The organism is Aquimarina aggregata, assembly GCF_001632745.1.
Taxonomy (GTDB): domain Bacteria; phylum Bacteroidota; class Bacteroidia; order Flavobacteriales; family Flavobacteriaceae; genus Aquimarina; species Aquimarina aggregata.
In genome coordinates this window covers 285,029-300,301 of the sequence record NZ_LQRT01000001.1, presented here as the reverse complement: position 1 = coordinate 300,301, position 15,273 = coordinate 285,029, and the positions used below count along the sequence as shown (strand labels likewise).

Annotated in this window: 12 protein-coding genes; 4 read left to right on the top strand and 8 right to left on the bottom strand. The window is 34.3% G+C overall.

Features of this window, described 5'->3' with window-relative positions; genetic code table 11:
- Positions 1 to 180: 180 nt before the first annotated feature.
- From AWE51_RS01225 to miaB, 8 genes are all read right to left on the bottom strand, one after another.
- A complete protein-coding gene (locus AWE51_RS01225; protein WP_066308301.1) occupies positions 181 to 1,197 on the bottom strand; it encodes a zinc metalloprotease in 1,017 nt (338 codons plus the stop codon).
- Between the two features lie 1,116 nt (positions 1,198 to 2,313).
- Positions 2,314 to 3,954, bottom strand: coding sequence for a chaperonin GroEL (gene groL, locus AWE51_RS01220; RefSeq protein WP_066308298.1), 1,641 nt, complete (start codon positions 3,952 to 3,954; stop codon positions 2,314 to 2,316).
- A 102-nt stretch (positions 3,955 to 4,056) separates the two neighbouring features.
- Positions 4,057 to 4,332: a co-chaperone GroES gene (locus tag AWE51_RS01215; RefSeq protein ID WP_066308295.1), complete on the bottom strand. Its 276-nt coding sequence runs from the start codon at positions 4,330 to 4,332 to the stop codon at positions 4,057 to 4,059.
- A gap of 150 nt (positions 4,333 to 4,482) precedes the next feature.
- Positions 4,483 to 4,818, bottom strand: coding sequence for a preprotein translocase subunit SecG (gene secG / locus AWE51_RS01210; RefSeq protein WP_066308293.1), 336 nt, complete (start codon positions 4,816 to 4,818; stop codon positions 4,483 to 4,485).
- Positions 4,819 to 4,827: 9 nt separating this feature from the next.
- Positions 4,828 to 5,757 carry a hypothetical protein gene (locus AWE51_RS01205; protein ID WP_066308291.1) on the bottom strand — a complete coding sequence of 310 codons (930 nt, stop codon included), beginning with the start codon at positions 5,755 to 5,757 and terminating at the stop codon, positions 4,828 to 4,830.
- Positions 5,758 to 5,797: 40 nt separating this feature from the next.
- Positions 5,798 to 6,304, bottom strand: coding sequence for an LptE family protein (locus AWE51_RS01200; RefSeq protein ID WP_066308288.1), 507 nt, complete (start codon positions 6,302 to 6,304; stop codon positions 5,798 to 5,800).
- Between the two features lie 44 nt (positions 6,305 to 6,348).
- Positions 6,349 to 7,605, bottom strand: a complete 1,257-nt coding sequence (locus AWE51_RS01195; RefSeq protein ID WP_066308284.1) for a sigma-54 interaction domain-containing protein — start codon at positions 7,603 to 7,605, stop codon at positions 6,349 to 6,351.
- Between the two features lie 41 nt (positions 7,606 to 7,646).
- Positions 7,647 to 9,092 (bottom strand): tRNA (N6-isopentenyl adenosine(37)-C2)-methylthiotransferase MiaB, encoded by a 1,446-nt coding sequence (miaB, locus tag AWE51_RS01190; RefSeq protein ID WP_066308281.1) that lies wholly within the window; start codon positions 9,090 to 9,092, stop codon positions 7,647 to 7,649.
- Positions 9,093 to 9,221: 129 nt separating this feature from the next.
- Here miaB and AWE51_RS01185 point away from each other — a divergent pair, with 129 nt between their 5' ends.
- From AWE51_RS01185 to porK, 4 genes are all read left to right on the top strand, one after another.
- Positions 9,222 to 10,001, top strand: a complete 780-nt coding sequence (locus AWE51_RS01185) for a hypothetical protein (protein WP_066308278.1) — start codon at positions 9,222 to 9,224, stop codon at positions 9,999 to 10,001.
- Between the two features lie 107 nt (positions 10,002 to 10,108).
- Positions 10,109 to 12,616, top strand: a complete 2,508-nt coding sequence (gene topA, locus AWE51_RS01180) for a type I DNA topoisomerase (protein WP_066308275.1) — start codon at positions 10,109 to 10,111, stop codon at positions 12,614 to 12,616.
- Between the two features lie 3 nt (positions 12,617 to 12,619).
- On the top strand, positions 12,620 to 13,783 hold the full coding sequence (locus AWE51_RS01175; protein ID WP_066308273.1) for a formimidoylglutamase: 1,164 nt from the start codon (positions 12,620 to 12,622) through the stop codon (positions 13,781 to 13,783).
- Between the two features lie 111 nt (positions 13,784 to 13,894).
- Positions 13,895 to 15,268, top strand: coding sequence for a T9SS ring complex lipoprotein PorK/GldK (porK, locus tag AWE51_RS01170; protein WP_066308270.1), 1,374 nt, complete (start codon positions 13,895 to 13,897; stop codon positions 15,266 to 15,268).
- Positions 15,269 to 15,273 lie beyond the last annotated feature (5 nt).

Sequence of the window (15,273 nt, the reverse complement as noted above, 5' to 3'; positions counted from 1 at the left end):
CTGAAAAGTTTATTTCTCTATCGTTTTTATCGCCCTGAGTGTGTTTCAAAGCCGCAGTATATACTAATCGGGAATTAATGCATTTTGACTTAGCGCAATGTGATGGACTGAGAAGGTTAATACTCTTCAGGCGCCCTCTTTTTTTAAATACTATTTACTTATGTAATGGTATAAAGGTTTTTATTTAGAGACATAACTTACTCTTGCTCCACCTTTGACAAGTGTAGATCGCATTCTGCTACTCTGGCCTTTTGAAAACATGTACATGCATTTATCATCCACATAATCCATATAATTCATAGTCATGTCTGTGGTTTTGCAACTTTTTGTGGGGAATGTTGGACATCCAAAATTGGGTCCACCAGTATTGGGTGTGTCAGCAACAGCGTCGTCAAGATCGCATTGCTTTTGATTATTCGTTGCGTCAGGACCCCACATATGTTCTAGATTTAGCCAGTGCCCGATCTCATGAGTTCCTGTCCTTCCTTTGTTAAACGGTGCGCTTACCGTACCTGTAGTTCCAAAAAATTGTGGTTGGATTACAGCACCGTCAATTTTTGAGTTTACAGTACCCGGAAAATATGCAAAACCTAAAATTTCTTGACCACGATCGAGAGCTATTTTACATACCCAAATATTTAATTTAGTTTTAGGGTCAATAGCATCTGCTCCACCTTTTTTAGATGATTTCATATCATCTCCATTCCATCTATCCACTTTGGTTGATACTCGGTTAACTTTATCTAATTTAAATTGTATTCCAGCATCAGCAACCAAAGAAGAAAAAGACTTAGGCACTTGACCAGCATCAGTATTTTTTTTACTAAAATCTTGATTAAGTACGTCAATCTGCGATTGTATTTGTTCTTTACTAATATTGTCTTTCTTGTCTTTGTAAATTACATGAACAACTACTGGGATAGTGAATGTAATGTTTCTTTGTTTTGCGCCATTTTCTAGGTCTGTTTCATACTGTTTAACTTGCTTTTCAATAGCATTTTTTGTGTTTTTGTATTTGGGATTTTTGGCAATAGCCTTTGCCATGTGTTCTGAGGTGCCACAGTTTCGGTAGACTTTAGGATTTTGTTGTGTGTTTTGTGTTTCAGGTATTGCCTCTGTTGAACTATCTTTGGAGCAATATGTTAATGATAGTGAGATAGCAATTAACAGAATTCCTTTTAAAAAATCGTTTTTCATACATTTTGAATTTATGTGATATATTAAATTGATTGTTAATTGTAGAACACTTCATTTTAGATTTACCCTATCCTAAATTTCGAGAAAAATCGTTTTTTTTTTATAAGGTTAACTTTTTTCTGAAATATTTCACATTGAATTGTATGAGTATTTGAATTTTTTCATGGTTCTTATTCTAATAATTTATCGCTCTAAAATAAAGTTAGAGGAATGCATTGTTTATTAAAACTTAAAAAGAACTTTGCGTAGAATAAAATCCAGAGGAATTACAACTAATCTTTTAAGGGGTATTGCTTTTTAGGAGGTTGAACAAGATTTTTTATCCTAGTTTAAGTTGTAGGTAAATACGTTGTAATCAAGTTTTTGAAAGGTATTAGTGGCAAACAGAGGAAGGGTGTAATTGTTATGAGTTATTTATTCGACCTTGATGAGGATGTTTAGTATAGAGTTTTTGATCTTTTAAAAGAAACCAGAAACTTGGATTTAGTGTTATTTAATTTATGAATTTTATTGATGCAGTAGTACCTTAAATTGGTGGAAAAGTGTTGCCTTGTCTTTTAAAAATTCAAATAAAATTATAGAGAGTTAGATATGGATTATGTTGGATAATGGATTGTGAAGTAAGAATTGCACCGCCAAAACGATTGTTGGTCAAGAAAAAACATAAGAAAACTGCCGCTTTAGTTCAGGAAATTGTAAAGAAATATTCGTAAAAGTAGTTTTAAAAAAGAAACATTGTGTATGTAATGTTTTTTACATCACATACACAATACTTTACTATTATACACTCGTGTGACAAAGGCACGATCCAGGCGATGTTTCATGGCTACCACAATTGCAACCTGATCCACCATTAACTTGGCGTTGCGCTTTTTTTTTAATTATTTTCACGCCTTCTAAATTTAAAATGCTTTTCTTCATAAGTTCTAAGGTATTAAAGATTATTTGTTTTAAAGTTAGTGTAGAGGTGGACTGGTATGCAAGAAAAGATTCTTGGGATTTATAAATTTCAACCATAAAGTCATAACAAAATAAAACCCATCTTGAAGTTACCAAGATGGGTTTTTATTGTTATTTGTAAATAAGAATTAAAACCTTATTTCGATTCATTGCTGATTACATCATACCAGGCATTCCTCCGCCCATTGGTGGCATACCACCTCCTGCAGCAGGAGCTTCTTCTTTGATGTCTGTTAATGAACATTCTGTTGTAAGGATCATTCCTGATACAGATGCTGCATTTTCTAAAGCAATACGTGTTACTTTTTTAGGATCAATAATCCCTGCTTTAAGCATGTCAACATATGCTTCTGATTTAGCGTCATAACCAAAATCAGCTTTTCCTTCAAGTACTTTGGCAATAACTACAGATCCTTCTCCACCTGCGTTTTCAACTATAGTTCTTAATGGAGCTTCAATTGCACGGTTTACAATTTGTACACCTGTTGCTTCGTCTGCATTTTCAGTTTTCACGTCACCTAGTACGGATTTAGCTCTTACTAAAGCAACACCACCACCGGCAACAATTCCTTCTTCTACTGCGGCACGAGTAGCGTGTAATGCATCATCTACACGATCTTTCTTTTCTTTCATTTCTACTTCAGAAGCAGCACCTACATATAGCACGGCTACACCTCCTGCTAATTTAGCAAGACGCTCTTGTAGTTTTTCTTTGTCGTAATCAGAAGTAGTAGTTTCTATTTGAGCTTTGATCTGATTTACTCTGTTTTTGATTAAATCTTCTGCACCAGAACCGTTTACTACAGTAGTATTGTCTTTGTCAATAGCTACTTTTTCTGCGGTACCTAAGTGCTCAATAGTAGTGTTTTCTAATGTGAACCCACGCTCTTCAGAAATCACAGTACCTCCAGTTAGAATAGCGATATCCTCTAACATAGCTTTACGTCTGTCGCCAAAACCAGGAGCTTTAACAGCAGCTATTTTTAATGCGCCACGTAATTTGTTAACTACAAGTGTAGCTAATGCTTCTCCGTCTACATCTTCTGCAATGATTAAAAGAGGTTTCCCAGTTTGAGCAACAGGCTCAAGCACTGGTAACAAATCTTTCATAGCAGAAATTTTCTTATCATACAATAAGATGTATGGAGTCTCAAGATCAGCAGTCATTTTTTCGCTATTTGTAACGAAATAAGGTGAAAGGTATCCTCTGTCAAATTGCATACCTTCTACGATGTCCACAGTAGTATCAGTACCTTTTGCTTCTTCGACAGTGATTACACCTTCTTTACCTACTTTGCCAAAAGCTTGAGCGATAAGGTCACCGATAGTTTCATCATTATTAGCCGAAATAGCAGCTACTTGTTTAATTTTATCAGAAGAATCACCAACTTCTTTAGTTTGTTTTGCAAGATCAGCAGTAATAGCTTCTACAGCTTTGTCAATCCCACGTTTAAGATCCATTGGGTTGGCACCAGCTGCTACGTTTTTAAGTCCTTCTTTTACAATTGCTTGGGCCAATACGGTTGCAGTAGTCGTACCATCACCAGCAAGGTCATTGGTTTTTGAAGCTACTTCTTTTACCATTTGAGCTCCCATGTTTTCAAGAGCATCTTCAAGCTCAACTTCTTTTGCTACAGAAACTCCATCTTTAGTTACAGTAGGAGCGCCAAAAGATTTACTGATAATTACATTACGTCCTTTTGGTCCTAGAGTTACTTTTACTGCATTGGCTAATGCATCCACACCACGTTTTATACCGTCACGTGCTTCTATGTCAAATTTTATATCTTTTGCCATAATTTATTTTTTTAAACTTTAAAAAATTAAATTCCAAAACTTGATTTCTTGAGTTGTCGAAGAAAAAGATGGAATTTGTAATTTGATTTTTGTGATTACCGATTAAACTATTGCAAGAATATCGTCCTCGCGCATGATTAAATAGTCTTTTCCATCTAATTTTAATTCTGTACCAGAATATTTACCATAAAGAACAGTATCACCAACCTGAACGGTCATTTCGTGGTCTTTTTTACCAGCACCTACAGCTGCTACTTTACCTTTTTGTTGTTTTTCCTGAGCAGAATCAGGAATGAATAATCCAGAAGCCGTTTGTGTTTCAGCAGGAAGTGGTTCTACAACCACACGATCTGAAAGAGGTTTAATATTTACTCCCATTGTGACTAGTTTATTTTTTAAATTTTAAATGAAATGTTTGAAGCGTTTATTTCAGAAATTATGCCAGTAACAGTATACTGACAAATTGAAATAAAAAAATGTCGACTGTATGACAAGTCGACATTTATATTGTTGTTTTTTCGAAAAATACTATTCGTTACTGTCATCATCCGCAGCAGGAGCATCCGGAGTAACAGGAGTTTCTATTTGAACATTGTCAGTATTTACCTTTGATTCTTGGATACTATTTCCACCCATCAAATCTATATTAGATAATAAGATAAGCACTAGTAAAAGTGTGGCTAAAGTCCAGGTACTTTTATCTAAAAAGTCTGTTGTTTTTTTAACACCTCCTAGTTGTTGTGTTCCTCCTCCTCCAAAAGAAGAAGATAAACCTCCACCTTTAGGGTTCTGTACCATGATTACTACTATTAGTAGAAAAGATACGATAACGATTAATATTAAAAAGATTGAAAACGTTGTCATTATATATTGTTATTTATTTTCTTGTAATTTTTTTATTGCGCGAATTTGGTCTGCAAAGAAACCACTTTTTTCGGGATTTTTCAAAATTAATATATTATAAGCTTGAATTGCTTTTTTGTAATTTTTTTGAGCAAGATAAACCCTAGCCAAAGTTTCGGTCATTAATTCATCTGTAGGAACGACGTTTTGCTTAGCTAAATTGCGTGTAGGTGCATTTTTTATTGCAGGTTTGATCTTAGGGTTGCTAGCAATAAACTCATCGATTAAATCAAATTTATCTTTTTGATCTAACAGTTTCTTGTCTTCTTTTTTTTCTGTTTCAGAATTTTTAGGTTCAGGGGCTATAGGATTTAAAGAGCTTAGCTTTAGCCATTCGGCAAAAGAATGTGTCTCTTTTTTGTCAAAATCAAGAGGTTTGTTTATCCCTAATATTTGCTCGGTGGTTTTGCTTTCTTGTTTGCTCTTTTTTTCTTCATTTGCTTCTGATGCTATTTCTTCTGTTTTAGAAATTTGGTTTAAAAGACTTTCTTCATTTCTGGCAGCAAATAAAGCAGGGTCTAAAACATCTTCAGCTTCTTTTATTTTCATTCTAACGGCATCATCCATAGCCATTCTTTGTAATACCTTGACTTCTGTTGGATCTACAACATCTATGTCTGATTTGGTTTTCTTTGGGGTAACATTTTGATCGTTATTTTTTTTGAAAAGATCAGAGGTTATAAAGTCAAATAGAACTGTTCTGTCTATTGTATATGCTGCTGTAGTCTTTAGTTCTTGATTGTATCTAAAACTTTCGTTGTCTTTTAATGTTTTTAGTAACAGCGGTTTTATAGATTGAAAATAGGGAAACTCACGAGAGATTTTTTCAAGAGAATAAGCCTGTTCTTTGCTAAGTTGAGCAGGGTTTTTTAATAAATATGTGAGTTCTTTAGTGTTCAAACTATATTGATTTATTTGTTTTTTGTGTACTTCATCGTATTTACCATCTGGCTAACGTGGCATTAAAAATGTCTTGAGTGATACGTTCAAAAATAACTTGTAGCGCCTCATCTCGTATTGCATTTTCAGATGCAGCGGCAGGGTAATCAAAGAAAAACGAAAAACGTTGTTCTAAATCTTGTTTAGAATCTTTGGCGTCATAAAATCGCATATTTACTGCTATTGTTAATCGGTTTTGAGCGGCAGTAATTTGAGAGGTTGCTGTATTAGGAGAAACATAATCTTGCACTATTTCTCCTTCGTAAATAATGTCTCCACTAGAAGTAACAAGATCAAGATTGGTTTGATTAAGGATTAAATCTTGTAATTGATTAGTGAATGTTTGATCTGCTCCCGGAAAAATTCTTGGAGATTGATTTTGAAAGAAATTCACCTGAAAAGTTTTGGTTTCAGGACCTATTGAAATCCCACTAAAGGAATATGCACCACATCCTTGAAGTAGTATTAATCCAACTATTGCTACTATGGTGTATTTTATTTTTTTCATTAAATTACTGGTGCTTTTGTGTGACATATTTAATTTATAGTTTATTATAAATCATATTGCTTGATTTTTCTATACAAGGTGCGTTCGCTTATACCTAACTCTTCGGCAGCGGCTTTGCGTTTTCCTCTATGTCTATCCAATGATTTTTTAATTAACTCTAGTTCTTTGTCATGAAGCGATAAGGTTTCTTCTTCTTGAATTTCTTCTGCAAAATGATACTTATCTTCTTCGGTTTCTTGAATAGTTGGAGGTGGTATTTGTAGTACTTCTGCTGTAGGGGCAGTCGTATCTTCAAATCTAATATCTTGTTCCTCTTCTCTATATATTTTTTGTATCAAGCTCTCATTATCTTTTTGTACTTGTTGATTATTGCCGCTTTCCATTAACTCCATTGTTAATTTTTTGAGATCATTAAGATCGCTTTTCATATCAAAAAGAACTTTGTACAATATTTCTCTTTCGTTACTAAAGTCACTCTCTTTTTTGTCAGAAGAAATTACTGCTGGTAAATTGCTACCTATGTTTGGTAGATAACTACGTAGCGTGATGGCTGAAATTAATCTGTTTTGTTCAAGGACTGATATTTGTTCTGCGATGTTGCGTAATTGTCTGATATTACCACTCCAATGATACTTCTCTAGTAATCCAACAGCATCATCTGCTAAGCGAATGGTAGGCATTTTGTATTTGGTTGCAAAATCAGAGGCAAATTTCCTAAATAATAAATGAATGTCTTCTTTTCGATCTCTAAGAGGCGGTAGTAAAATTTCAACAGTACTAAGACGGTAGTATAAATCTTCTCTAAATTTCTCTTTTTTTATAGCTTCGAACATGTTTACATTTGTTGCAGCTACAATTCGAACATCTGTTTTTTGAACTTTTGAAGATCCGACTTTTATAAATTCGCCATTTTCCAGAACCCTTAATAAACGCACTTGAGTGGTTAGTGGAAGTTCTCCTACTTCATCTAAAAATATGGTTCCCCCATCGGCAACTTCAAAATAACCATTTCGTGTTTGTGTTGCTCCTGTAAAAGCTCCTTTTTCATGTCCAAAAAGCTCACTATCTATGGTTCCTTCGGGTATAGCACCACAGTTTACCGCTATGTATTTTCCGTGCTTACGATGAGATAGAGAGTGTATAATTTTTGGAATACTTTCTTTACCGACACCACTTTCTCCAGTAACTAAAACTGAAATATCTGTAGGAGCTACCTGGATGGCTTTTTCTACCGCACGATTTAGTTTAGGGTCATTTCCTATGATCCCAAATCGTTGTTTTATGGCTTGAATTGATTCCATCTTATGTTTTTTATTCGATTTCTTTTAGTCTTAAGTAAAGTTTAATTATTTTGAGATATACCTACTGCTTCACCTAATAAAGTTGCACTAGTACAATCATCTATTCGTACCATTACAAAATCACCAATTTTGTGTTCTCCTTTTGGAAAAATGGCTACAATGTTTGTAGTTGTTCTTCCGCTCCAATGTTGATCAGATTTTTTGGATTCTTTCTCAATTAAAACTTCATAAGTTTTTCCGATATAGCTTTCATGTCTATAAGCACAATGCTTTCTCTGTACTGCAATAACCTCTGCCAGTCTTCGTTTTTTTACATCTTCAGGGACATCATCTTCTAATTTGCGTTCTGCCAAAGTACCAGGTCTTTCTGAATAGGCGTACATATATCCATGTTCATATTTAACATGTTCTAGTAATGATAATGTATCCTGATGGTCTTCTTCTGTTTCTGTTGGAAAACCAATAATCATATCTTGAGTTATAGCACAATCAGGGATTATTTTTTTGATATTATCGATTAATTTAATGTACTCCTCTCGAGTATGTAAACGATTCATCTCTTTTAAAATACGATCACTACCGCTTTGTATCGGAAGATGAATGTGTTTACAAATATTTTTGTGTTTTGCCATTACCTCTATAACGTCTAGGGTCATGTCCTGTGGATTAGACGTCGAAAAACGAATCCTGAGTTTTGGATGACGTTGTGCAGTCATATCTAGTAGCTTTGCAAAATCTACAGCAGTTGCTTTTTGAAAATCAGAAGCTTTTACAAAATCTTTCTTTAGTCCTCCACCATACCATAAATAGCTATCAACATTTTGTCCAAGTAAAGTGATTTCTTTAAAATTTTGAGCTACTAGTTCGTCGATTTCTTTTAAAATGCTTTGTGGTTCTCTACTACGCTCTCTTCCTCTGGTAAAAGGTACAACACAGAATGTGCACATGTTGTCACACCCTCTAGTAATGGATACAAAGGCAGATACACCGTTACTTTGTAAACGAACAGGAGCGATGTCTCCATAAGTTTCTTCTTTAGAAAGAACTACATTTACGGCATTACGACCTGCGTCAACTTCTTCAATTAAATTAGGTAGGTCTTTATATGCATCTGGACCAACAACCAGATCAACTATTTTTTCTTCTTCTAGAAACTTGCTTTTTAAACGTTCAGCCATGCATCCTAGTACGCCGACTTTCATCTTTGGATTTGTTCTTTTAACAGCATTGTACTTCTCTAACCGTTTTCGAACGGTTAGTTCTGCTTTCTCACGAATAGAGCATGTGTTTACTAAAACCAAATCCGCATCTTCTAGGTTTTGAGTAGTGTTGAATCCTTCTTTGGCTAAAATTGAAGCAACAATTTCGCTATCACTAAAATTCATTTGGCAACCATAGCTTTCGATAAAAAGCTTTCGTTGATTTTCCTTTTTTTGTTCAAGGTCAAGTGATTGCCCTTGTATGCTTTCGTCAATGATCTTCTCCATAAAAATAATTCCTTACCAATTAAGGTCAAATAGTGTGCAAAGATAATTTTTAATACGATTTATGACAAAGTGTCATGGGTTTTTTTGAAAAAAATATACATTTGTGTTCTAACTAAAAAATCATTAGCAATGGAGCATCCTATTTTTAATAAAATTGAAAACTCTAAAAAACCAGATTTTGGAGAGGTACTATCTAAAAGTTTTGAATTGTACAAAAAAACTTTTTCTATGGGAGTAACACATAGTTTGATTAGTCTGGTAATAATGATTCCTTTTTTATTGATTGTATATGTTCCTGTTTTACCTGGTTATATAGAAATGATTCAAAATGCAGGAGACCCGTATTATCAACCATCATTTTTTGAAGATATTTCACCTGTAATGATTGTGATTTGGGTTTTAGTCATATTTATAATGTCTTTTCTGCTCCAGGTTTTAAACTTTTCTGTTTATGGGCATTTTTTAAAAGCGTTAAAAAAAATAGATTTAAATACGAATGATGATATAGGAGGGTACTTTACAATTGCAAAACAACATTTCGGAAAAATTATACTGATTTCTCTAGCGACTATGGGAATAGCATTGTTAGCTACCTTGGCATGTTACTTTCCAATATTTTATGTGATGGTACCGTTTCAGTTAGTTATCCCTATTTTTATTTTCAATCAAGAGATGAGTGTTGGAGATATTATTAAGGCAGCTTTTAAATTGGGAAATAAATATTGGCTTGTTCTTTTTGGGTTGATATTTATTTCAGGAATGTTGTCAGCACTTGGGGTTATAGCATGTTATGTTGGAATTATTTTCACAATGTTTTTCTCTTATGTCGTATCATATTATGTGTATAAAGATACAGTTGGTTTTGAACATGGTGAGCCTGAGGGGGAACAGACGTTATTTGTAAAATAAAAATTAAAGAACCTGCTGATCGGCAGGTTTTTTTTAAACTAATTTTTTGATAATGAATCTTGATATCAAAAAATTGATATACTTTTGTGGTCAGAAATTAAAGGACTATGGCTAAGAATTTAGTGATTGTAGAGTCACCAGCTAAGGCTAAAACAATAGAGAAATTTCTTGGAAAAGAGTTTAAGGTAGCGTCCAGTTTTGGGCATATTGCAGACTTACCTTCTAAGGAGTTGGGTGTTGATGTTGATGGAGGTTTTAAACCTAAATATATTGTCTCAAAAGACAAAAAAGAAGTAGTAAAAAAACTAAAAGATCTTTCTAAGAAAGCCGAGATGGTATGGCTAGCTAGTGATGAGGATCGAGAAGGAGAGGCCATTGCATGGCATTTGGCAGAAACCCTTAAGCTAGATGAAAAGAGAACAAGAAGAATTGTTTTTCATGAGATAACCAAAAAAGCAATACTAAAGGCTATTGAAAACCCAAGATCGATAGATTATAATTTGGTTAATGCGCAACAGGCTAGACGTGTTTTAGATAGACTAGTAGGGTATGAGTTGTCTCCCGTGTTATGGCGTAAAGTAAAAGGAGGATTGTCTGCAGGAAGAGTGCAGTCTGTTTCTGTACGTTTAATTGTTGAGAGAGAACGTGATATTTTAAATTTTAAACCAGAAGGTTCTTATAGAATCGATGCAGAATTTTCTAATGAAGCTGGTAAGTCTTTTAAAGCAAAATTGCCTAAGAATTTCAAGACTAAAGAAGAAGCTAAATCTTTTTTAGATAAAAATATAGGGGCTTCTTTTAACGTAGCAGATCTTACTACTAAGCCTGCAAAAAAATCACCTGCACCACCTTTTACAACATCAACATTGCAGCAGGAAGCTTCAAGAAAATTATACTTTTCAGTAAGTAAGACCATGACTATGGCTCAACGATTGTATGAGGCAGGTTTGATTACATATATGAGAACTGATAGCGTTAATCTTTCTGATGAAGCTCAAAAAGGAGCAAAAGCAGAGATAGATTCTGCTTATGGAAATGAATATAGTAATCCAAGACAATATAAAGGTAAGTCTAAGGGGGCGCAAGAAGCTCACGAAGCAATAAGACCAACCGATTTTTCTAGGCATAGTGTTCAGGTGGATTATGATCAACAACGACTGTATGAGTTGATTTGGAAAAGAGCAATTGCTTCGCAAATGAGTGATGCTAAGCTTGAGAGAACAAATGTAAGAATAGCATCAAATAATCATACTGAGCAATTTACTGCAAATGGAGAAGTGATCAAATTTGAAGGATTTCTAAAGGTGTATTTAGAAGGTAATGATGATGAGGATGAAGAACAACAAGGTATTCTTCCTGCAATGAAAGTTCAAGAAGTTCTTTATAATAAATATATTTCGGCTACAGAGCGATTTACTCGTCCTCCAAGTAGATATACAGAAGCAGCACTGGTTAAAAAATTAGAGGAGCTTGGTATAGGAAGACCATCTACGTATGCACCAACGATTTCTACCATCCAGAATAGAAATTATGTAGAAAAAGGAGCTAAAGAAGGTGAGCAAAGAGATTATATTCAAATGGTACTCTCTGGAGATGCAGTGAACGAAAAAAACCTATCAGAAAAAGTAGGTAGCGATAAAGGTAAACTTATTCCGACTGATGTTGGGATGGTGGTTAATGATTTTCTTGTAAATCACTTTGCTGGTATTTTGGATTATAATTTTACAGCAAAAGTAGAACAGGATTTTGATGGTATAGCAGATGGTCAGGAAGACTGGACAAATGTCATGAAAGAATTTTATGACGAGTTTCATCCGCGAGTAGAAGATGTTGCGCAAAATGCAGAACGAGAAGTAGGGGAGCGTATTTTAGGAGAAGACCCTGCGTCAGGCAAACCGGTAAGTGTACGTTTAGGTAAATTTGGTCCTATGGTACAGATAGGTACGGCAGAAGATGAAGATAAGCCAAAATTTGCAAGCTTGCCACCAGGTCTTACATTAGGAGGTATTACATTTGAAGAGGCGATGGATTTGTTTCAGTTGCCCAAAGAATTAGGTGAGTATAAAGGAGAAACTATAGTTGTGAATAATGGTCGTTTTGGTCCTTATGTTAAATTCGGAGCAAAGTTTGTTTCTCTTGATAAAGGCGAAGATCCGCTAAATACTTCATTGGATAGAGCTATTGAGTTGATCGATGCTAAAGAAAAAGCTGATGCTCCTATATATACGTATGAAGATCTTCCGGTTCAAAAAGGAACAGGTAGGTTTGGTCCTTTTATCAAATGGAATAATATGTTTATTAATGTAAACAAGAAGTATGATTTTGATAACCTTTCAGATAACGATATAATTACTTTAATTGAAGATAAGAAACAAAAAGAAATTGATAAAGTTATTCATAACTGGGAAGAAGAAGGTATTCGTGTAGAAAAAGCAAGATGGGGTAGAAGTAATGTTATAAAGGGTAAAACAAAAATAGAATTACCTAAAACAGTTGACGCTACAAAATTAACACTTGAAGAAGTAAAGGGTATTATCGAGAAAAATGCTCCTAAGAAAAAAACAACTAAAAAGAAAACTACTGCTAAAAAGAAAACCACTACCAAAAAGAAATAATAAATGTCTTTCGAATTTCTTGCCCCAGTAAGTGATTTAGTAGCAGCGCATACTAAATTGCTTTCAGATCAAACATTAGGGAAACAAATTAAAATTCATACAACTTCAGATGGAGTTCCTGATTTAAATAAAGTTGATATTGCTATTCTTGGTGTGCAAGAAAATAGGAATGATATTAATTTTTTAGGTGAGCAATTAAATTTTGATGCTATCCGTAAATCGTTATATGAACTTTTTCCTGGAAATTGGAATACCAGTATAGTTGATCTGGGAGATGTTATTTCGGGGAATCAGGTTAGTGATACCTATTATTTGGTTCAAGATGTGCTGTCTACATTATTGCAGAAAAATATTATACCTATTATTATAGGGGGGAGTCAAGATTTGGTTTACGCTCAGTACAGATCTTTCGATATTTTAGAAAGAATGGTGAATTTAGCAAATGTAGATAGTAGATTCGATCTAGGGAACTCTGCAGAGGATATAACGAATACTTCTTTTGTGGGGAAGATTATTGTTGAACAACCATATAATTTATTTAATTATAGTAATATAGGATATCAAACTTATTTTAATGCACAAGAAGAAATTGATCTTATAGAAAAACTATATTTTGATTCTTATCGTTTAGGTGAAGTTATTGCAGATGTAACCGTTGTAGAACCTATCATGCGAGATGCAGATATTGTTTCTATCGATTTAGGAGTGATGAATGCAAATAGTTTGAATGGTATAACGACGTCACCTAACGGATTTGATGGTAGAGAGATATGTGCAATCTCTAGATATGCCGGGATTAGTGATAAGGTGAAGAGTTTTGGGGTTTATGAATTTAAAAATTTCAAAAATGAAGAAACTGCTGCGGTACTCATTTCCCAAATCATCTGGTATTTTATTGAAGGGGTTAATTATCGTTCTAACGAATTGGATATCAAAAATCTAAAAAGCACACTACATTACAATGTGCCAATAGATGATGAGATTTTGTCTTTTTATAAGAGCCCAAAAACAGGAAGATGGTGGATAGAAATACCTTTTATTTCATCTGGCAATAATAAATTGAAAAGACATACGTTATTACCTTGCACGTACAACGATTATGAGCGAGCTTGTAATCAAGAAATACCTGAAAGATGGTATAAGGCAAAACGAAAAAATGAAGTTTAACATTATTATTAGGTAGATTTAAGGTTTTTTTTAGAAAAAAATTGTTTTTCTGAAAATAAATAAATAGGTTTACGTCCTTAAATCTAAGAAGATCTTAACCTAAAACACGTTATGAAGAAATTTGTATCACTCTTTGCTATTTTAGCAATGCTCTACAGTTGTGGTGGCGGAAGTCGAGGAGAACTGACCGGAGCACAAGGAAAAAAATGGCACCCGCAGAAACCATATGGAATGGCGCTCATCCCCGGAGGATCGTTCATTATGGGTAAATCTGACGATGATAAAGCCGCATTAGCAAACGCCCCTACGAAAATGGTTACTGTACGTTCTTTTTATATGGACGAGACAGAAATCACTAATAGTGAGTATCGACAGTTTGTTAATTGGGTTCGAGATTCAACAATCCGAGTACGATTAGCGATAATGGCTGATGAATTAGGAAAAACTCCCGGTGACGATGGTATCGGAGAGTTTGCTTTTCTTGATGCAGATACCGAAAACATGACCGTATACGAAAAGTATATGTACGACAATTATAGTGGTACAGGAGAAACTGGTTATGAAGGTAGAAGACTTAATAAGGATATTGATATCGAGTGGGATATTGATGATTATCCAGATGAGTTTTATGCTGAAGTTATGGATACGATGTATATTCCATTAGAAGAATCTTATAATGGAAGACGTACATTAGATGTAAGTAAGTTCGAATTTAGGTTTACTTGGATGGATATTCAAGCTGCAGCACGTGCAAGAAAAGGTGGAAGAAAAGATTTTATTAAAGAAGAAGTAATACCAGTTTATCCAGATACAACTGTTTGGATTAAGGATTTTAGTTATTCTTATAACGAACCTATGCATAATGACTATTTCTGGCATAGTGCATATGATGATTATCCAGTAGTAGGAGTTTCTTGGGAACAAGCTAAAGCTTTCTGCCGATGGAGAACTATCGAGAAAAATACATTTCAAAGAAAAAGAAATAAAGAGTTTGTAAACTATTTTAGATTACCAACAGAAGCAGAATGGGAGTATGCAGCTAGAGGTGGTTTAGAATCAGCTACATACCCATGGGGAGGACCTTATGCCTTAAATGACAGAGGGTGTTTCTTAGCAAACTTTAAACCTCTTCGAGGAAACTACGCAGCAGATAATTTCTTATATACTGTAGAAGCCAAAACATTTGAAGCCAATGATTATAACTTATATAATATGGCAGGTAATGTTTCTGAGTGGGTACAGTCGTCTTATGACCCTTCAGCATATGAATACGTTTCATCTATGAACCCTAACGTTAATGATGATGAAAACAAGCGTAAAGTTGTGCGAGGTGGATCATGGAAAGATGTTGCTTATTTCCTACAGGTAAGTACCAGAGATTATGAATATGCGGATTCTGCAAGAAGTTATATTGGATTCAGAACAGTACAAGATTACATGGGTACTGATGTAACTGGAGAAGATAATACTCAGAATCAAAAGTAAGTCCC